The sequence below is a fragment of the Vibrio sp. CAU 1672 genome (genome assembly GCF_029223195.1).
Lineage (GTDB): Bacteria > Pseudomonadota > Gammaproteobacteria > Enterobacterales > Vibrionaceae > Vibrio.
Map to the genome: position 1 here is coordinate 47661 of NZ_JARHUF010000019.1, position 20637 is coordinate 68297.

General features: G+C 46.9%; 19 protein-coding genes. 8 read left to right on the forward strand and 11 right to left on the reverse strand.

Annotated features, from left to right (window positions below; genetic code table 11):
• Positions 1–76: 76 nt before the first annotated feature.
• A complete protein-coding gene (locus P2G85_RS15945) occupies positions 77–265 on the forward strand; it encodes a YqaE/Pmp3 family membrane protein (protein WP_275865055.1) in 189 nt (62 codons plus the stop codon).
• Between the two features lie 134 nt (positions 266–399).
• Positions 400–1428 carry a dihydroorotase gene (gene pyrC, locus P2G85_RS15950; RefSeq protein WP_275865056.1) on the forward strand — a complete coding sequence of 343 codons (1029 nt, stop codon included), beginning with the start codon at positions 400–402 and terminating at the stop codon, positions 1426–1428.
• 84 nt (positions 1429–1512) lie between these two features.
• Here the strand turns inward: pyrC and P2G85_RS15955 are convergent, their stop codons facing one another.
• Positions 1513–2418 carry a DUF808 domain-containing protein gene (locus P2G85_RS15955; protein ID WP_275865057.1) on the reverse strand — a complete coding sequence of 302 codons (906 nt, stop codon included), beginning with the start codon at positions 2416–2418 and terminating at the stop codon, positions 1513–1515.
• Between the two features lie 170 nt (positions 2419–2588).
• Between P2G85_RS15955 and P2G85_RS15960 the strand changes: the two genes are divergently transcribed.
• Positions 2589–3521 carry a M14 family metallocarboxypeptidase gene (locus P2G85_RS15960; RefSeq protein WP_275865058.1) on the forward strand — a complete coding sequence of 311 codons (933 nt, stop codon included), beginning with the start codon at positions 2589–2591 and terminating at the stop codon, positions 3519–3521.
• 361 nt (positions 3522–3882) lie between these two features.
• Here the strand turns inward: P2G85_RS15960 and manA are convergent, their stop codons facing one another.
• From manA to P2G85_RS15975, 3 genes are all read right to left on the reverse strand, one after another.
• On the reverse strand, positions 3883–5070 hold the full coding sequence (gene manA / locus P2G85_RS15965; RefSeq protein WP_275865059.1) for a mannose-6-phosphate isomerase, class I: 1188 nt from the start codon (positions 5068–5070) through the stop codon (positions 3883–3885).
• 49 nt (positions 5071–5119) lie between these two features.
• Positions 5120–5794: an HAD-IA family hydrolase gene (locus P2G85_RS15970; protein ID WP_275865060.1), complete on the reverse strand. Its 675-nt coding sequence runs from the start codon at positions 5792–5794 to the stop codon at positions 5120–5122.
• Positions 5795–5868: 74 nt separating this feature from the next.
• Positions 5869–6957 carry a glycerol dehydrogenase gene (locus P2G85_RS15975; protein ID WP_275865061.1) on the reverse strand — a complete coding sequence of 363 codons (1089 nt, stop codon included), beginning with the start codon at positions 6955–6957 and terminating at the stop codon, positions 5869–5871.
• 260 nt (positions 6958–7217) lie between these two features.
• Between P2G85_RS15975 and P2G85_RS15980 the strand changes: the two genes are divergently transcribed.
• Complete coding sequence (locus P2G85_RS15980) at positions 7218–8156, forward strand: AraC family transcriptional regulator (RefSeq protein ID WP_275865062.1); 939 nt, start codon at positions 7218–7220, stop codon at positions 8154–8156.
• 3 nt (positions 8157–8159) lie between these two features.
• Here the strand turns inward: P2G85_RS15980 and P2G85_RS15985 are convergent, their stop codons facing one another.
• The 7 genes from P2G85_RS15985 to P2G85_RS16015 form a co-directional block, all read right to left on the reverse strand.
• The gene (locus tag P2G85_RS15985) at positions 8160–8495 is read right to left on the reverse strand and encodes a PTS fructose transporter subunit IIB (RefSeq protein ID WP_345795429.1); all 336 of its coding nucleotides are present in this window, start codon (positions 8493–8495) and stop codon (positions 8160–8162) included.
• Between the two features lie 125 nt (positions 8496–8620).
• Positions 8621–9298: a transaldolase family protein gene (locus P2G85_RS15990; protein ID WP_275865063.1), complete on the reverse strand. Its 678-nt coding sequence runs from the start codon at positions 9296–9298 to the stop codon at positions 8621–8623.
• A 106-nt stretch (positions 9299–9404) separates the two neighbouring features.
• Positions 9405–10268, reverse strand: coding sequence for an NAD(P)-dependent oxidoreductase (locus P2G85_RS15995; RefSeq protein WP_275865064.1), 864 nt, complete (start codon positions 10266–10268; stop codon positions 9405–9407).
• 1 nt (position 10269) lies between these two features.
• Positions 10270–11154, reverse strand: coding sequence for a [formate-C-acetyltransferase]-activating enzyme (locus P2G85_RS16000; protein WP_275865065.1), 885 nt, complete (start codon positions 11152–11154; stop codon positions 10270–10272).
• Complete coding sequence (locus P2G85_RS16005) at positions 11120–13420, reverse strand: formate C-acetyltransferase (protein WP_275865066.1); 2301 nt, start codon at positions 13418–13420, stop codon at positions 11120–11122. Before P2G85_RS16005 ends, P2G85_RS16000 begins: the two co-directional genes overlap by 35 nt.
• Before the next feature lie 134 nt (positions 13421–13554).
• Complete coding sequence (locus P2G85_RS16010; RefSeq protein ID WP_275865067.1) at positions 13555–13878, reverse strand: PTS fructose-like transporter subunit IIB; 324 nt, start codon at positions 13876–13878, stop codon at positions 13555–13557.
• Between the two features lie 112 nt (positions 13879–13990).
• Entirely contained in the window at positions 13991–15061 is a 1071-nt protein-coding gene (locus P2G85_RS16015) for a PTS fructose transporter subunit EIIC (protein WP_275865068.1), read from the reverse strand.
• 431 nt (positions 15062–15492) lie between these two features.
• On the opposite strand from P2G85_RS16015, the gene ptsP reads away from it, so the two are divergent.
• The 4 genes from ptsP (at position 15493) to P2G85_RS16035 (ending at position 20625) form a co-directional block, all read left to right on the forward strand.
• Positions 15493–17997 carry a phosphoenolpyruvate--protein phosphotransferase gene (ptsP, locus tag P2G85_RS16020; protein WP_275865069.1) on the forward strand — a complete coding sequence of 835 codons (2505 nt, stop codon included), beginning with the start codon at positions 15493–15495 and terminating at the stop codon, positions 17995–17997.
• 65 nt (positions 17998–18062) lie between these two features.
• Positions 18063–19103 carry an oxidoreductase gene (locus P2G85_RS16025; RefSeq protein WP_275865070.1) on the forward strand — a complete coding sequence of 347 codons (1041 nt, stop codon included), beginning with the start codon at positions 18063–18065 and terminating at the stop codon, positions 19101–19103.
• Between the two features lies 1 nt (position 19104).
• Complete coding sequence (locus tag P2G85_RS16030; RefSeq protein WP_275865071.1) at positions 19105–19563, forward strand: heme-degrading domain-containing protein; 459 nt, start codon at positions 19105–19107, stop codon at positions 19561–19563.
• Between the two features lie 84 nt (positions 19564–19647).
• Complete coding sequence (locus tag P2G85_RS16035; protein ID WP_275865072.1) at positions 19648–20625, forward strand: KpsF/GutQ family sugar-phosphate isomerase; 978 nt, start codon at positions 19648–19650, stop codon at positions 20623–20625.
• The last annotated feature ends 12 nt before the right edge of the window (positions 20626–20637 follow it).

Genomic DNA, 20637 nt, shown 5'->3' on the forward strand with positions numbered 1-20637 from the left:
AGTCGGTGAACGCTCACCTTCCTCTCCGCTCCGACAACCACCTGTCCATACTGTGTTTTTCACCGGAGGCCTCATTATGCCGAGCAGAAAAATCCTTATTATTCTCCTGTGTCTGTGCCTCCCGCCCGCGGCGGTATACATGGTCAAAGGTTTTGACAAGCACTTTTTGATCAATCTGTTCCTCACCTTTTTCCTCTTCTTCCTTCCGGGCTGCATTCATGCATTCTGGGTGACGATGAAACTCACCAGTGAACCGTCTGACTGAGAAAAAAACAGAAATGGGATGCAATGCGGTGACTTTTGCTCTATCATCCTGTCGCCTAAGCGCAAGCGTTTGCCCAAAGTAAAACAGCGCGTTTAGGCTCCAATCAGACAACTTTTCAATGGTGGGAGCTTTCAATGACAACACTGACAATCACTCGTCCTGACGACTGGCATGTTCACTTACGCGATGGTGCCGTTCTTAAAGATACCGTTCGCGATATCAGCCGTTACAATGGCCGGGGGCTGATCATGCCAAACACCGTCCCACCGGTGACCAATACTGAGATGGCCCTCGCCTACCGCGAGCGAATTCTGGCCGAGCAACACGGTGAGCAGTTTGAACCACTGATGACGCTCTACCTGACTGACAACACCACGCCCGAAGAGATCCGCAAAGCCAAAGCAACCGGCCACATTGTGGCGGCAAAACTCTACCCGGCCGGTGCCACCACCAATTCAGATTCTGGCGTAACCAATGCCAAAAATATTTACCACGTTTTTGAAGCGATGGAAGAAGTGGGCATGTTACTGCTGGTGCACGGTGAAGTCACATCGCACGATGTGGATATTTTTGACCGTGAAAAACAATTTCTCGAAACCGTACTGGCTCCGATCGTCAACGACTTCCCGAACCTAAAAATCGTGCTGGAGCACATTACAACGGCTGACGCAGTAGAGTTTGTGAACAACGCGTCTGATAACGTTGCGGCCACCATCACCGCCCACCACCTACTATTTAACCGCAACCACATGCTGGTCGGTGGTATCAAACCGCACTTCTACTGCCTGCCAATCCTCAAGCGCAACACTCACCAGCAAGCACTGATTGAAGCGGCCACCAGTGGCAGTAAGAAGTTTTTCTTGGGGACCGACTCAGCACCTCACGCCAAAGGGGCAAAAGAATCCGCTTGCGGCTGCGCCGGCTCTTACACTGCCCATGCTGCACTGGAGCTGTACGCTGAAGTGTTTGATAACGAAGGCAAACTGGAAAACCTGGAAGCGTTTGCCTGCTTTAATGGCCCGGATTTTTATGGCCAGCCACGCAATCAGGACAGCGTGACCTTAACCAAAGCGTCCTGGAACGTACCGGAGTCAATGCCGTTTGGTGAGGACATCGTCGTGCCGATCCGTGCCGGTGAGTCAATCGGTTGGACGGTAAAATAACCCCAATCGCACTAAGAAAAAGGTCATGATTGTCATCATGACCTTTTTTGTACCTGACTATTGCCGCTCTCTTTCTGGCCAGTGTTACCGGCTGCGCAGTTTCTCAATCCCGCTCCAGGCCGCGACCACCAGCAGACCGGCGACTAACCCGATCAAACCATTAAGTACTATCGGTAACAGCACTGACATAACGCTATGGTTACTGAATGTCATGAGCAGGGGATCTATCAGATGATGGACCGCAGACACGTTGTGAACCACAATCCCGCCACCGACCAAAAACATCGCCGCCGTACCAACGACCGTCAGCATTTTCATCAACTTTGGTGCAAATGCAATCAACCCGGCTCCCAGTTTAGCGCCCAGCCCAGCCCCCCGAGACCGACGCTCGAGATAGAAACCTAAATCATCCAGCTTGACGATCCCCGCCACCAGGCCATACACCCCAATCGTCATTAATACCGCGATCAGGCTGACGACCAGGATCTGGGTAATGATACTGCTTCCGGTAACGGTACCCAACGCGATCACAATGATCTCTGCCGAAAGGATAAAATCGGTACGGATCGCACCCGCGACTTTCCGCCGCTCATACTCGGCGATTGACTCCCCGGCCTCAAGCGTCGCCGTTTGTTCCTCATCCGGGTGGTGGTAAGGAAAAAGTTTCTCTAACACTTTCTCCGCCCCTTCAAAACAGAGAAACAATCCCCCCAGCAGTAGTAACGGCATGATCAGCCAGGGGACAATCGCGCTGATCAACAATGCCGAAGGCACCAGGATCAGTTTGTTCCTGAACGAGCCTTTCGCCACCGCCCACACCACCGGGAGTTCTCTGTCAGCCGCCACCCCTGAGACCTGCTGGGCGTTAAGCGCCAAATCATCGCCTAACACGCCCGCGGTCTTCTTGGCCGCCACCTTAGACATCAGTGCCACGTCATCCAATACCGAAGCAATATCGTCTAACAGTGTCAGTAAACTCGCACCTGCCATCGCTCTCTCTTCATTACGTTGAATATACTACAAAATGTAACACCACAACTTCAGTCAGCAAAGTAATGATTGCCAACATAAAACAACGCCATTTCGTATTTACGGTTACCAGCAAGATAGCAGACCTCTAGTCTTGTCTTACCTTCAAGCGGATAAAAGAAACAACCTAGATGAAAAATAAATCCACTTATCCAATTGGCACTCCCGGTCAGAAATGGGGCGCCGCCGAACGCCAGGCCTGGCTGGCCCGTCAAACCGTCCAGCGCAGTTATCACCAGCAGGTTATAGCAAAGATTGATGCCCTGCGGGGTCGGTTCGATGTCCACCAGTATGGTGCGCTATCTTACGACGAAACGCGTTTCCCACTGTTTTGCATTAAAACCCGCCAATGGGACAACAATAAGCCCGTCGTTTTGATCACCGGTGGCGTGCATGGCTATGAAACCAGCGGCGTACAGGGAGCACTTAAGTTCCTCGACACGCAGGCCGACCGATATACCAGGCACTTTAATATAGTGGTGGTTCCGTGTGTCAGCCCGTGGGGTTATGAAGTGATCAACCGCTGGAACCCAGATTCCCTCGATCCTAACCGTTCCTTCTACCCGGACAGCCCGGCAGAAGAGGCGGCACAGCTAATCAAGTTGGTCGCAACCCTTGGTGATATCCGGGTCCATTTCGACCTGCACGAAACCACGGATTCTGACGAAAGCGAGTTCCGCCCGGCCCTGGCGGCGCGCGATGGCCAGCAGTACATTGAAGGGATGATCCCGGATGGTTTCTACACCGTGGGGGACAGTGAAAACCCTCAGCCGGAGTTTCAAAAAGCGGTGATCGAATCTGTCGCCAAGGTTACCCATATCGCCCCGGCGGATGAAAACGGTGAGATCATCGGCTCACCCGTGGTGCAGCCCGGCGTGATCAACTACCCGATGAAGCAGCTGGGTTTATGCGGCAGCGTGACCAACTGCCAGTACGGCACCACCACCGAAGTGTACCCGGACAGCCCGAGAGTGACCGATGAAGAGTGTAACCTTGCTCAGGTCGCCGCCATTGTCGGTGGTTTGGATTACGTTATCTGTAGTTTGCACGATAAAACAACATAAGCGCCAAGTGCATATCAAATAATTCATGTCTTATGTGCACCATGAGTTGACATGACGTCACCAAATTGAAGTTACAAACCTGTCAGCTGTAAAATTCATTCTTACAGCTGACCATAGATGTGTCACTTTTCACTCAAATTAAACCTAAGGTTGCTAACTAGCACATGTACCCCCCAGCTTATCCTGGAAAATGCGTTTTAGGGACATTGTTCATCATTTCAGACAACCAGAATTCAAGCTAAACGACTTAAACTATCTTTGGCCAGGTGACATTCACCGCAGGCACCAAGAAAGAGCTCTAACGACTTTAACTTGGTGTCTATTACATTTTACTCGAACATAGGTACAAGCATTTCGGTGATTAATTATAAGCCCGTGCAAGAATTCCACGCCCATGAAAGTGATAACACTTAGTGTCATTAGTAATGAATATAGACTCTCCGGCTTGGACATTAACGCTTTGCGTGTTTGAGCAAATAGTCACCTCACCTTCGATACAAAAGAGGATCTCAGCACTTCTTAGGTACTGAGTCGATTCATCATTATTCACCGACACAATATCAAAACTGAAATCATCTACTGGCACAGAAAATGTCAGTCTGTTCTCTTTAACAATGGGGTTCAGAATCAACTTTTCTGGCGTCATTGCGACAAAACTGGTGTTATCAATTAACTCAGGAATATCGATGTGTTTGGGGGTCAAACCAGCACGAAGCACGTTATCAGAGTTTGCCATAATCTCTAAAGCCGTTCCTCGAATATATGCATGAGGCACTTCTGCATGCAGAAACATAGCTTCGCCGGGTGCGAGTTCGATAATATTAAGCATCAATGGTGCGAACAAACCTACATCATCAGGGTAATGCTGCTTAAACACCTTGCTGTAATGCATTGCTTGCCGGCTGAGCGCGGTTTTTGGAGCGATTTCATGAGCTGTATACAACTCCGTTAACGCTTGCTGCTTTTTATCACCACTGAGTGACATAATGAATGTAAAAAATGCCTTTAAACCCTCTGGATTAGGATTATTTTCCAACTGAACCAATTCTTTCTCAAGAGTCGAGATATTGGCTTCCTTGAATAACGCAACGATCTGCTCGATAGGTCTAAAACCGTTCATTGCTTCATAAAAGGTTAACGCGTAGACCAGCTCTGGCTTGTGGTTAAGATCTTTATAGTTTCGCTGTTCAGAAGTAAGTGGAATCTTCAACTCATTTTCTCTTTCAAAACCGGCCTGAGCTTTGGCTTTCTTTGGATGAACCTGAACAGAAAGCGGTGTATCTGCCGCGAGCACTTTGAGTAAAAACGGCAGTTCACCAAATCGAGAACTGGTGTAATCGCCAAGCACCGCTACCTTGTTTTCGCCGATAACATAAGAGAGCGGCAAGCCCGTTTCTTTGATCCTAGAGCAGCCACTGAGATGCGCGCCCATCCACATCTCCGCCTGTGGCTCTGAGTTTGGGTTTTCCACACCAAACATCTGGCTAATGGAGGACTTGCTCCCCCATTTATAGTTTTGGATAACTGTATCGAGTTTTGAAATCGACATAAGCGGCCTCGTCTTAAAGACAATGAGAAATTTTAGAAATCGTTGAACGTTACAAAAGGCGATGGACAGTTAACCGAAGCTCTGTCGGATCTTGTTTGGTGATCGTCACTTCGTGCAGACAATCAATGACAAAATCCGCCTCTGACAATGCCTCTTTTTCGCCATGACTTAGTACTCCGATGACCTTTGCCTGCGCTGCTTTACCGGAACGTACCCCCACACTAGCATCTTCAAAGCAGATACAGCTTTCGATGTTCAATCCAAGCACTTCTGCACCTTTGAGATAAGGTTCTGGGTTTGGCTTCCCTTTGGTAATGCATTCAGGGGTAATCAGTACTTTCGGCATGGGTAAATTACCGGCTTTGATCCGCGCACTCGCAACAGGGATGGTTCCCGACGTAACTATTGCCCAAGGCACATTGAGCTCATTAAGGTGATGCAGTAACTCTCTAGCGCCAGCAATTGGCTTGATGCCCGTTATATCTGTTGCTTCCAGCTCTTCCATCCATATCATTTCATCCTGAATTTCTTGCGGTGAAGCATTCGGCAAAAGCTCAGAAATAGATTCAATCGCAGGACGACCGTGAATGCGAGACAATACATACTCGGGTTCCAGCCCTTTTTTGGTTGCCCAAGTCGTCCAAGATCGCGTGACAGAAGGAATAGAGTTGACCAGGGTACCGTCTAAGTCAAACAACAAACCGGTAAAAGGAATCGTGATCATTTCTGTTCTCCAAAGTTAATCAGCCCTGCTCATACACAGGTAACAAGCAGGGCTGATTTCAGTTCAAAATAGACTTAGCTTTTACGACGAAGTCCTTCTGCGTTCGCTGCTTTCATTGCGGCAAACACCATGTCCGGCGTCACGGTACGAGATTCATTGTGAATGGTTTCCCCTTCTGCACACGCAGCTTCAGCTACCGCTGACAAATCCTCATCAAATACGTTTTCTAAACCAATTTGAGCGAGAGTTGTTGGCAAACCAACGCGCTCACAGAAGTCATATACTGTTGCGATGGTCTCTGCAGGCTTATCGGTTAAGAACAGAGAAGACAACACGCCGAACGCCACTTTTTCACCGTGTAGAAAAGCATGCGTCGGCTCTAGAACCGTCAAGCCATTGTGAATTGCATGCGACGCCGCAAGACCGCCACTTTCAAAACCTAAACCACTTAACAAAGTGTTCGCTTCAACAACACGTTCCAGTGCTGGCGTAACAACACCTTGTTCATTGGCGGTTCTTGCCATCACACCATATTGAAGCAAGGTGTCGTAGCACAAACGAGCCAATGCATAAGCAGAAACCGATCCAACATTTCCTGTCATGTTGGAGGCAAAGCTTTGTTGGCAAGACTCTGCTTCAAACCATGTTGCTAACGCATCGCCCATACCTGCGATAAGTAGGCGAACTGGTGCTTTAGCAATGATTTGGGTGTCAACCAAAACTAAGTTTGGGTTTTGAGGAAGGATCAGGTAACGCTTGAACTCGCCCTCTTCGGTGTAGATAACAGAAAGAGCACTGCAAGGCGCATCGCTTGCGGCCAAGGTTGGTACGATTGCAACAGGCACTTTCGCTTCGTGAGATGTCGCTTTCGCCGTATCAATGGTTTTGCCGCCACCTAAGCCAACCACAAATTCGCCTTCAAAACTTTTTAACATAGCCGTCAATCGAGCAATTTCTTCGTCAGAACACTCACCAGCGAATCGAACCACTTCTACCTCTACGTTCTCTAGGTATGGTTCAAATTCTGTCAACAATGTGTCGTAGACGAACGGGTCGCAGATCATCAAGCCTTTTTTACCAAAGCGATTTAGCTCTGTGCCAAGTTGTTTACGAGCATCTTTACCCTGAACGTAACGTCCCGGAAAAATAGTTGTGGTAAGCATAATAACTCCTAGATAACTGATTCGATTTTTTGCAAAGTTCAAGAGCACATCTCGACTTGGAATAAATACAAAATAGCAACCCAATAACTTTCAGTACACAGCATATTTGTTCGTCTAACTGGACATTTGTTTTTAGAAAGCCAAACTGTGATGACGATACAAAGCCGAAGCTAAGGCATTATAAATCAATGAAATTATATATAATCCGCACTGATTACTCGCAGCCATTTCAAGACAGCTTGCTTCACAAATAGAGAAAAATGTATCTAGCAACGCCAAGAAAGAATGACATATACTGGAATGGTTATTTACTTCTCTGGTTCCCCTTCATGCTCGATAAAGATTACCTCCTTGAATCTCTTCACCATTACAAAAACTTGAGTGGTGATATCAACAATGTGTTTTGTGCGGGCAGTCTGCCTAAACCGCCTCAACTTGCTTTTCAAGTTCACTTTCCGCGTATCGAAATGGTGCTGTTTGGTGAGTTAGAAATAGAACTTGGCAGCCACACTGGTGTCGAGCAGAAGAGAGTATTCAAACAAGGTGATGTAATTTACTTGCCAGCAGAGAGCTGGAACCAACCGAGCTGGGGCAAAAATCCTGTGGTGACCATGACGGTCATGGTGGGTAAACAGAGCTTTGGTTTAAGCCTGCTGAGCTGGGATGGCGAGACATTCGACTCTGCAATAAAGGAGACCGTGCTGCGCCGCGGACCACGAGTTGGGACGTTTATTCTCAATGCATTGGAAGAATTAACTCGACAAATCGAATCGCAAGCCACGATGAAGCTTTTGGTAAGTTCACTGTATAGTCACATTGTGGATCTCATTGAACAGCCACTAGAAACACCATCTAAAAGCCACGCGTTGTTTGAGTCAGTAAGAGATTATTTAGAACAGCACTACCAAGAGCCATTGACGCGAGAATCCGTAGCAGAGCATTTTTACGTATCGCCGAACTACCTTTCGCAACTGTTCCAAAAAGAAGGGAAAATCAAGTTCAATGAACACTTAAACCATATTCGTTTAGAGCGCGCCAAGTTCTTATTGGTAGAATACGATATGAAGGTAAAAGAAGTGGCGCACCGTTGTGGCTTCAAAGACAGTAACTACTTTTGTCGGGTATTTCGAGCGCAAACCGAGCGCTCGCCATCAGAATATCGAGCACAATATCTCAGTGCTCATGTTGCAGAAGAGTAACGATCAAAAACTGATTTCAGTACCTCGGGGGGCTTGGCGGATCTTGTCAATCGCTCCCATCACCTCTTCGGTACGACGCAAAAAATGCGCGATGGCACAGCGCACTACTCGGCTATTTTCAAATCGTTCCGCACCTTCAATATTGATGTCAGAAACGATCACAACAACGTCCGCAGAATCAATCAAATCTTGTGTTAATTGGTTTTCACTCCCCAATGCTCCCTGAGTTTCAACCGTTACCTTGTGACCGAGTTTGCGCCCCATTTTTTCAAGCGCTTCGGCAGCCATGTAAGTATGCGCTACACCGCTAATACATGCGGTTACACCAACTATTTTCATAATATAAAAATAAAAAGACCAAGCTTATAAATGAGTTTAACTCATTAAGCATGGTCATTCTTAATCCTGGTCAGCTTTACGTCACAACCAAGCGGACAAACGATTAGAGCGTGTACTGGATCACACTAAAGAACGTCGAGAACGTTGGTACCTTCGCCGTAAACCGCATCCCAGTCTGCGACAAATCCTGCAACACCAGAGTCAGTTAATGGGTGGACAAGCAACTGATCAAACACATCCGGTGCAATCGTCACTGAATGAATGCCAGACAACGCTAATTGATGCACTTGTTGAACGTTCTTAAATGAAGCGCCAAGCACCTTCGCGTTTAGATTGTAGTTTTTGATGATTTGTGCCATTTCAACAGCAACGGCAACACCATCACCACAAATATTGTCCAGACGGTTTACATAAGGCGCGAGGAATTCAGCCCCTGCTTTCGCCGCCATCAGCGCTTGTTGCGGAGTCAAAATTGCAGTCGCGGTAATGCGAATACCTTCCTCATAAATCAACTTCATCGCTTTGATGCCTTGTGGCGTCACGGGCACTTTAATGATTATCTTAGGATCAATTGCGCGTAGTGCTCTTGCTTCTTTTAACATGGTTTCCGCGTCTTTGCCCATCACCTGAGCGTGCAAAGTGCATTCTTCACCAATGATCTCACGAATATCTAACAAGATTTCTTTTAGAGGACGATTCTCTTTCGCGATAATCGACGGGTTAGTAGTAACACCTTCGATAGGGTAAAGATCAACGGCTTTCTTAATCGCTTCGATGCTTGCGGTGTCTAGCATTAAAATCATAGTACAACTCCTAATTTAAACGGCGACTGCTGGCTAGCGTAAAACAATCGCCTGAATCTCTCTCTTTGATGAATAACTTTTCTCAGTTGCTTTGTGCTGAGGATTCTTATTCAGAGATATAGTGAAACTCTGTTAAACACTTAGTGATAGCGGCTTTGCTCTCGGTAAAGACCACGCCCTGCTCGGCTAGCTTGCTGGTATCGAGCCTGACATCGCGCGTTTTCGGCATATCATTGGCTTGCAGTAAACTTTCTAAACGTGCATTCTGACCAAGCTCAGTCAATATATGCTCCGCAATCTCATAGCGGCTCGCTGGGTTGTGCGCGCCCGTATGGTAAGTACCATATGGAATGGTGAAGATCTTCGGAAATTGATCAATAAGTTCATGCACGTACGTTAAACCACGGAACTCATTACGGCGCTCTTGCATCACCTCACCGTTAGTCAGTGCTTGCATCACATTCCACACCACATTGGGATTAATGGTGGTATTACGCTCTGGCAAACCAAATAGCCATGTAAAACGCAGAATCCACATTTCTTCTAAAATTGATTTCAGTTCACCTTCGGCTTCCAGTTTATTTTGACCATAAACCGTGTCTGGCACTGGTGTGTCTGACTCGCGGTACGGACCCGCTTCTGTATTGCCATTGAAGACTTGCTCTGTGGAGATAAAGACCAGCTTTGAACCTTCCGCTTTACATGCATTGGCCACATTAATTGCGCCCTGAACATTCACCTTATGCGCCACTTCCGGGTGCTTATTACAAAAATCTGTCACGGCAATTGCCGCTGCATGAATGACGTAATCAGGTTGAAACTCTGCGAAAGTAGCATCCACAGCGGCTTTATCAGTGATATCCAGTTGATCAACATCCAGACCCAAGATATCGAAATCATTGTCATAGCGATTGATAAAACGCGTTCCAAAGAAGCCTCTCGCCCCGGTGATCAGTATTTTCTTTTTCATATTAGCCTCCAATGACTACTTGGTATCCGTTTGCCTGCAAATGGCTGCGGATGGCTTCCACTTCAGCTTTGCTAGGAACAGGAACGTCTTTCATCAAGTATTCCATTCCTAATGACTCGTATTTGCTTGCGCCATATTGATGAAATGGCAGCAGGTGAATCTCTGTGATATCGAAAGGTTTTAAAAAGCTCAAAACACTCTCGATATTGATTAAATCCAAGGTATAACCAGGAATAAGCGGCAGACGCGGAATCACATTACACCCTTGCTCCACCAGCATTTTGAAGTTCCCGAGTACCTTCTCAACATTCAACCCAATAATGCTTTTGGCTCTTTGGGCATCCATAATTTTGAAATCAAACAACACTTCATCACACAACGCGCCAATGCGACTGAGTTGTGTGCTGCTACCATGACCTGAGGTTTCTATGGCAGTGCGATAGCCGAGCTGCTTTAGCTTGGTTAAAAGTTCAATCGCGAAGTGCGCCTGACTCAATACTTCCCCACCAGATAACGTAATACCGCCATCTGAACTATCAAAGAACACGTCGTCTTTTGCTATCTCGGCCAGCACTTCATCCAGCGTCATGTCGGTGCCAATTTGTTCGTAAGCACCGCTTGGGCACTCTTCCACGTTCATCTCACAATCATCACACTCAAGGCACAGCGCTTTGCGACGCATGTAAGTAGTTTTGTGTGAGCGAGACTCAGGATTGGCACACCATGGGCAGCTAAGGGGGCACCCCTTGAAGAACACCACGGTTCGGATTCCCGTCCCATCATGGAGCGAGTAACGCTGGATGTTAAAAATACGCGCACTACTGCTATTCTCTACGGTGTCGGGCATCGGATCACAGCACATGGGCAGTTCTTCGAATGATGTCATCTTGAATCTCTTTCGATAATTCAACGAAGAATGCACTGTAACCCGCAACTCGAACCACCAACCCTGAGTAATCTTCAGGCTTCTCTTGAGCTTTTTTCAGCGTCTCCGCATTTAATACGTTAAATTGGATGTGCTGCAATTTGAGCTTCATAAATGCGCGGATAAAGTCAGACAGTTTGCTTAAGCCTTGATCGCCCTCCAGCGTCGCTGGGGTAAACTTCACGTTGAGTAGGCTGCCGTTTGACAGCAAGTAGTTATCTAGCTTGCTGACTGATTTCAGTACCGCCGTTGGACCCAACTTATCTTTACCTAACATGGGTGACAAACCACCATCGGCAAGCTGCTCGCCCGATAAACGCCCATCAGCGGTTGCACCAACAACTGCACCCAACGGTACATGAGCAGAAACCGTGTAAGAGCCCGGAGTGAACTGACCTCCACGAGGGTTTTCGTATTGCTCCACTTCTTTACAGAACAAACGCAGCAATTCTGAACCAAGAGCGTCAACTTCATCATTGTCGTTGCCGTATTTCTCGTACTTATTCATCAAGCGAGCACGGATCTTCTCACCGTTTGGCACCTCAAAGTTATTGTCTAATGTGTCGATAAATTCTTTGAACGTGCAACGTTTATCTTCAAAAACATAGCGCTTAAGTGCATGAAGAGAGTCAGATAGATTGGCAATACCGATGCCTTGAACACCTGAAAAGTTGTAGCGCCCCCCGCCGTAAGTGATGTCTTTGCCATTCGAAATACAATCACTGATGAATGAGGACAGAAGCGGTACCGGGGCCCAATCACGATGACCCACATCGCAGATGTTAGAACCTTGGACCATCAACTTTACGTAGTGCTTGATGTCTTCACGAATCTCAGCGATTAAGCTGTCAAAGCTAACGTCTGGGTTATCAGCGTTACGTTGCATCACCAACTCCATCACCTTGAGCAGGTTGAACATCGCGATGTCGTGTAAACCGTAAGTTTTACCTGGAATCGAAAGCTCCACACAACCAACAACCGAGTAATCACGCGCATCTTCTAGTGACACGCCACGGTTTAGGAAGGCTGGCACCACCACTTCATCATTGAAGATTTGAGGTATGCCCGTACCCAGGCGAATCGTCTCTGCTGTTTTCATCAAGAAGCCACGGTCCATGAACTCGTTTACACGCACGCCCAGATTAGGTTGTGGCAACTGCACGCTTTGGTACGCATCCAAACACAAGGTCGAGAGTGTGTTCACCGCACTGCGCCCGACTTCACTCAAACCACCTAACAAGATGGTGTAACCTGTTGGAAAACCTGCAAAGAACTTCGCACTGCTCGAAGAACGCAGAAGGACAATATCGTTAGTTTTGATCCACAGACTCTCTAACAGTTCACGCAAGTATGCTGGTGACTCACCATACGCCAATGACTGCTCGTAGAATGGCAACATGTATTGGTCAAAGCGACCGAGCGACAGAGAACTCGCATTCGATTCATATTGGAGAATGATGTTCATGTACCAGAACAACTGGCACGCTTCGTAGAACCCGCTTGGTTTTTCCGTTGCTATTTTGCGAGAGATAGCCGCAATCTTATTCAGTTCTTGTTTACGTTGTTCGTCTTCCATCGTGAGCGCTATGTTCTCAGCCTGTTCCGCATAACGATGAATATGACGAATGGATGCTTGTAGTAAGATCACAACCGACTTGAAAAAATCATTTTCGGGTTGGCTCAGGCTCAGGCTTTGTAGTTCATCCAAAAGCGCTCCCAACCCATTATTTAGCAGACGATCAAAATCGATGATAATGTGACCTTGGCCTTTATCTGTCTGATTAACACTAAAGATATTCTGTCCAACCGCCAGTTTTACCGCTTCAGGAATTTGTGCGTTAATGAAATCTTTCATCGAACGCTCAGCCCAGTAAGGAAGCAGTTGCTCGCGGTAGACGGCTTTGTCCTGCTCTGAGATAAAGAACTTGTCCTGCGGACGGGATTCAAAAATATCTAACTCTTTCTCAATCCAATATGGGTCCATTTCCGGTGAAGCAACACCAGCTCGAGGTTGAACGGTGCGGTTACCTGCAATCAGCTCATCTTCTCGGATAGAGATTTCAATATTGTCCATTACATAGGCGGTCGCTTTGGCACGACGAATCAGCGTCGGCTCACCCTCTGTTTGCTTATGACTTTCTGTGTACAGCAATGCACGCTCCAGTGAGATTTGGCGTTTTGCAGCAAACAGTGCAGATTTAAGACGTTCTATGCGTGGGGTACTCATATATAGACTCCTGAGAATACCTAGTTGTTGAGCGATGTAGTGGTTTTGTATAGCTAAGTAACCCGGTAGAGAGTCACTTAGCTATACAGAGCAGAGAAACACAAGCCTCTCTGCTCCGTTCGCTTAATGGGTGATTAAGCCGTTACCGATTCCAGGTGTTTTTCAATCTTATCCATCACCGCTGCTGCACGTTTTACTGCGTCACTTACACCGATGCGAACGATAGTCTTACCTTCAAAGCGTTCCGAGTTTTTGATATCGATATCTTTAGTTAGAATGACAATATCTGCTGCTTTGATGGTGCTTTCATCTAGCTCGTTTTCGATACCGATTGAACCTTGAGTTTCAACTTGGCAAGACCAAGCTTTTGCTTTAGCTGCTGCTTCAATAGCTTCTGCTGCCATGTATGTGTGTGCTACACCCGAAGGACATGCTGTTACTGCTACGATAGAAGTCATAATCTTGTTTCCTATAATGTTTTGGATAATTCTTTAATTCGTTTTTTACTTGTTTTGTGTTTGCTTTTTAGGCGAGCGAATCACTCGCCTAGTCATTAACCCGTTTGCTGGATTAACCAATCTCGATATCAAGACCGAGGTCATCGGATTCTTCTTTCTCTGCCACCACTGGGCGGCGAGCTTTTAAAAAGTTGACAAGAAGCGCCGTTACGAACGAGCCCACAGCAAGTGCGATGATGAAGCTAAAGCGGCCTTCAACTACTGGCAATACGATTAACCCACCCCATGCTGCGTAGCTTTTTACACCAAGTACTGCTGCGGTTGCGGAGCCAACGGCTGTACCAACCATAATGGATGGAAGTACACGTAGTGGGTCTGCCGCGGCAAACGGAATCGCACCTTCAGTGATACCCATAGTGCCCATTAAAATCGATGCTCGACCCGCTTCTTGTTCGCTGTAGTCGTACAACTTTTTGTTTAAGAAAGTCGCTAAGCCCATGCCGACAGAGGGAACGGCTACCGCAACTGAAGAGATACCCGCTACGTTATAGATGCCTTCACCGACACACATGATGACAAACGCATAAGCCACTTTGTTGACTGGCCCACCCATATCGAAGGCAATCATTAAACCCATGATGATAGCGAGCAGAACAATACTCTCGTTTTGCATACCTTTTAAGAAGTCGGTTAGCGCAGCAGTAGCCGCACCAATTGGCTCACCAATACCCCACACGATCGCACCAGCGGTAACGAAGGTACCAATGATTGGAATAACAAAGATCGGCATGACAGAGCGAGCGTAAGACGGCACTTTGATCTTCTTAAGATAGAACACCACGATACCACCAAGCAGGCCTGCGAAGATCGCACCAAAGAAGCCCGTGTTGTACATATTTGCGCCGATAAACGCAGCGATCGCCGATGGTGCCAGTGCTGAGCGATCCGCAATTGAGTAACCAATGTAAGCCGCAAGGATGGGCACCATGAGTTGGAAGCCAGCGACGCCAATGAAGAAGAGATCGTGCAACCACGTGCCCTCTTCAGGAACGGCACCTTCACCGTAAAGCATGACCGACATCGCGAGCAGTATCCCCCCTGCAACCACAAATGGGATCATGTGTGACACACCTGTCATTAGATGTTGACGAGTGTCCTTGAGTATTGAGATTAAGTCTTTCATAGACTTCTCCTTGGATAAGTTTTTTTAAACTGTTTCACGTAAAGGGTTAAAACTTCAGCCGGCCGTGCTTTGGTATCTAATATAGTGAGCAATAGTACTATTCAGTTAGAGGATAAAACTTCTATTTACTGGATATTCGTTCGATCGAAATAAAAAATCGATCTAGCTCCCGAAAATTAACCAAGATTAACCAGATAAAGTTAAACAGATTAAAATCAATAACATAAACACAAATAAAGTCAAAAAAACAATAAGGACATGTTTGAAATCACAAATTAAACTGTAATTTTGACCCCTGTCACAGTTAACTTTAAAACTAACAAAAATCCAGCTTTTCGCAGTTTTGTCCCATGGCCCGTACTGTTCACTTTGTTATTGTGAAAACATAACGAAAGGCAGTAACCATTGCCGAAGTAAAAGGACAGTATGAAATGAAATCTTTCTCTTTCTCTTGCGAACTACCAAATGGAGTTCACGCTCGCCCAGCAAGCCATGTTGAGGCGGTATGCAATAGCTTTGATTCTTCTATCACTTGGCAAAACCAAAGAACGGGGATGAGTGGCAACGCGAAAAGTGTACTCGCTCTTATTGGTACCGATACGCTGTTAGGTGATGAGTGTTTGATTACCATTGAAGGTCAAGACGAAGAAGTTGCGCTAGAGCAACTCAAGCAATTCATTGCTAACGAGTTCCCTCACTGCGATGCGCCGCTCGCGACAGCCGCTCAAGAAGAAAGTCTGACACCTTTACCAAGAAACTTCTCAAACCTGAATGTGGCTCATATTCGTGGTCGTAGTGTCAGCGATGGCTTTGGTCAGGGCGTGCTGACGGCAATGGGTACGGTGAACTTTGATGCGTTCACCGACTTACCTCACGCCAGGTCACTGGGTGAAGAAAAATCGCAACTTAAATCCGGTTTGGAAGCCATCGTTAAGTCTCTGAATATCCAATTATCTTCCGCAGAGCATACGGAAGGTGAAGTGATCAAAGCACACCTTTCTATTGCGCAAGATGAAGAATTTAGGCAAACCATTGAGAACAATTTGGTTGAAGGTCGCAGTAGCGCCGACGCCATCACCGCAACGGCAAAACACTTTGGCGAAATCATGAAAAATTCGTCGAGCGCTTACATGCGTGAGCGTGAGTTAGACATTCGTGATGTGTGTTACCAACTGCTGCAAAGCATTTACGGTGATGAGCGCTTCGGCAACCAAAATACACTCACTCAGCCGACCGTTTGCTTGGCTGATGACCTCACCCCTAGTCAGTTCCTAGAGCTGGACAAATCACTGCTAAAAGGGTTGATTCTTTCTCATGGAGGCAGCACTTCGCATACAGTGATTTTGGCTCGCTCGTTCGCGATTCCAACCATTGTTGGCATTGAAGGCTCTGGTCTTAACGAATTCCTAGACCAGAACGTCATCGTTGATGGCACATTGGGTGTGGTGGTCACAGAGCTTAACGAGTCTGTGGAACGATACTACACACAAGAGAGCAAGGTGAAAGAAATCGTCTCCTCTCGCCAGGCACAGTTTCGCGATGTCGCCGCACAAACCTCTGATGGCAAAGTACTTGAAGTTGCCGCAAACATTGCTCACTCAGTAGAGGCCAAAGCGGCATTTGCCAACGGTGCGGAAGCGGTAGGTCTGTTCCGTACCGAAATGCTCTATATGGATCGCACTAGCACACCAGACGAAGACGAACTGTACAACATCTTCTGTCAAGCGTGCGACGCCGCAAACGGTAGAACCATCATCGTTCGTACTATCGACATCGGCGGCGATAAGCCAGTTGATTACTTGAACATTCCAGCGGAAAACAACCCTTTCTTGGGCTACCGTGCTGTACGCATCTACCCCGAGTTTATCGAAATGTTCAAGACTCAGCTACGCGCCATTTTGCGTGCTTCTGCCCACGGAAATCTAAAAATCATGATCCCGATGATTTCTTCTTTAGAAGAGATCCTTTGGGTAAAAGATGTACTTGCTGAAGTTCGCCAAGAACTGCGTAAAGAGGATCTGCCATTTGCTGAAAAAGTACCACTAGGTATCATGTTAGAAGTACCTTCCGTCGCCTTTATCATAGATCAATGCTGTGAAGAAATTGACTTTTTCTCTATCGGTTCAAATGACCTTACTCAATACTTAATGGCGGTTGACCGTGACAATGCCAAAGTCGCGGCGAGTTACAACAGCTTAAACCCTGCTTTCCTACGCACTTTGGATCATGTGGTTCGTGAAGTTCACCGTCATGGCAAATGGATTGGCTTATGTGGTGAACTGGGCGCTAAAGGTTCAGTTCTACCCCTGCTTGTCGGTCTTGGCTTAGATGAAATCAGTATGAGCTCACCAAGCATTGCAGCAACAAAAGAACGCATCGCAAAACTCGACAGCCGTGAGTGTCGCCAGTTACTCAACAAAGCAATGCAATGCCGCACCATCCAGGAAGTTGAGCATGTGCTAGCACAGTTCCGCATGACTCAGTCAGAAGCACCAATGGTTTCGGCAGATTGCATTAGCCTAGACCGTGACTTACGCAATAAAGAAGAAGTAATCAAAACACTGTCAGACAACCTGTTCCTTACTGGTCGTTGTCGTTACCCGAATAAACTGGCGGACGATTTATGGGCTCGCGAAGACGTATTCTCAACCGGCCTTGGTTTTGGCTTTGCGATTCCTCATACGAAGAGTGAGCATATCGAACAATCGGCGATCAGCGTTTGCCGCCTTGAAAAACCTATTGAATGGGGCGACGAAGAAGCACAGTTCATCATTATGCTAACCCTCAACAAACACGCCGCGGGCGACCAACATATGAAGATCTTCTCTAAATTGGCGAGAAAGATCATGCATGCAGACTTCCGAGATCAGCTAATGACCGCAAAGAGGGCCCTACAGATTGAATCTTTATTGAAAAAAGAACTGGAACTGAACTAACTCCCCCACTTTCATTTTTGGCAGTATCAATCCCTCCGGTGATACTGCCTTTTTTAGGATCGTCCATGAAACCAATTAAAACCGCAATTGTTGGCTTTGGTATCTCAGGCCAATGCTTCCAAGCGCCCGTTATCGAGTTCTGTAAAGAGTTAGCTCTCGTTGCCGTTGTTTCAAGTGATGCAGACAAAGTACAGTCTCAACTACCTAAAGTGACGGTTTATCCAGAGATTGAATCAATGCTTGCCGACGAAAGCATTGAACTGGTCATCATCGCCACCCCAAACCACCTCCATGTACCTCAAGCGAAGCTTGCACTATTGGCAGGCAAACACGTTGTCATTGAAAAGCCTTTTTGTCTTTCAGTAAAAGAAGGCGAAGAGTTAATGGCCGTTGCTAAGCAATCCAATAAGTGTGTCTCTGTGTATCAGAGTCGACGCTATGATGCCGACTTCAAGACCATTCAAACATTAGTTCAAGAACGTAAACTAGAAGGCATCCACACTTTTTACTCCAGCTACAACCGCTTCCGCCCTGAGGTGAAAGATCGCTGGCGTGAACAAGCCGTTCCCGGATCCGGCATTCTCTACGACTTGGGGGCTCATCTTATTGACCAGGCACTGTGTCTATTCGGAGCCCCTGAAAGTGTCACTGCCATTCTTCGAAACCAACGTCCCGGAGCACAAACTGTCGATCATTTTCATTTGATTCTCAGCTATCCAGAACTCGACGTCATCTTGCACGGAAACTGTTTAAGTACAACTGAAGGTCCGCGATTCCAAATCTTTGCCCAAAACGCGAGCTTGATTAAGTATGGCATGGATACTCAAGAAGATTTCTTGCGTGAAAAAAACGGCCCTGCAACTCCGGGATGGGGAGAAGAACGCCCAGAATCGTTCGTTATCTTCACCGACCATCAAGGCACGGATTCTACAATTGAAACCGAGACTGGTGGCTATGAAGCTTTCTACCAACAACTTGCTAAGGCAATTCGGCAAGGTGACAAAGTGCCCGTCACACTAGATCAGGCACTTTATGTTATTCGCATAATCGAGGCTGCCTACCAAAGCTCAGAGCAGCAACGCACAGTCAAACTGAATGAGGTGTAATATGATCACAGACTTAGACACGCTTCTTGCGCAAGAGAAAGCGCTCCAGTTCTCCGAGTTTAACCCAGACATCGCGTTGCAACTTGGCTCTCTAATCAAACAAAATGCTGAGTGCAAGGGCGCAAGCGTCGCTATTGATATCACCTTAAACGGACACTGTTTGTTTCGTCATGCCATGCGCGGCACCAGCATAGACAATCAAGAATGGATTACTCGTAAACGCAATGTCGTCGACCGTTACCAACACAGCTCTTGGTATATGGGGCAATACTTTAAAGCCAAAGGAAAAACCATTGAAGAGGCTGCTTTTGTTGACTCGAAACAGTTTGCGCCATTTGGTGGCAGCTTCCCACTCATCATCAAGAACGTGGGTGTGGTTGGCAGTATTTCGGTATCTGGTTTGCCGCAATACGAAGACCACCTGTTAGTGGTAGAAACTCTCAAGTCCTTCTTGCGTTAAATGATCGCCTTAACAGAACCCATCAAAAATTTTATTAAACATTTCGTTCCCAGCACAAGATATTTAAGGCATTAGGAAACCAATATGCACAAACAGTACACCACGGAAGATATTTGCCAATTAGGACGGGGCGTTATTGAACAAGAGCTAGACCAAGCTCGATTGCTGCTCGGTTCACTAGACGCGTCATTTGTACAGGCTTGTGAAACAATTCTGAATTGTGCAGGTAAAGTGATCATCACTGGCATCGGCAAGTCTGGTCATATCAGTAAAAAAATTGCAGCAACATTCGCCTCTACAGGCTCTCCGGCTTTCTTTGTGCATCCTGCCGAAGCCTTGCACGGGGACTTAGGCATGGCTCGCCAAGGTGACATAGTGATTTTAATCTCCAACTCAGGGGAAGCAAATGAGTTTAAATTGATGGTGCCATTACTCAAGCGGCAAAACATCACCACCATTGGTGTTACCGCAAACCTTAGTAGCTTTTTAGCCAAGGAGTGCGATATCACACTGGATATCGCAGCCAAGAAAGAAGCATGCCCCCTTGGTTTAGCGCCAACCGCTAGCGCAACCAACACGTTGTTACTTGGCGATGCGCTCGGCATCACAGTGATGACAATGCGTAACTTCGGCCATAACGATTTTGCCCTTTCTCACCCAGCTGGCGCATTAGGTAGCCGATTGCTAACCAATGTAGAACATCTGTTAGACGAACAACACAAAAGCGCGTTTTGCTCGCCAAATGCGACCCTGCAAGATGCCGTTGGAGTGATGTGTCAAACTGGTTATGGTTTGATTGCTATCGCTGAGCAGGGAAGCCTGCAAGGTGTGTTTACCGATGGTGACTTGCGCCGCGCGTTCGCGAAAGGTGTGACACCAGACACGACCATCAACAGCTTGGTGAAAAACGGCGCTGTCACCATAGGGCAATCTAGCCTGTGTGCAGATGCCCTGACCTTGATGAGCAAACATGCGATTACTGCTCTGCCTGTATTAGATGATAAAGGAAGATTTGTTGGCGTGATTAACTTGCACACTATCCAAAAAGCCGGGATTTACTGAGCACTAAACCTT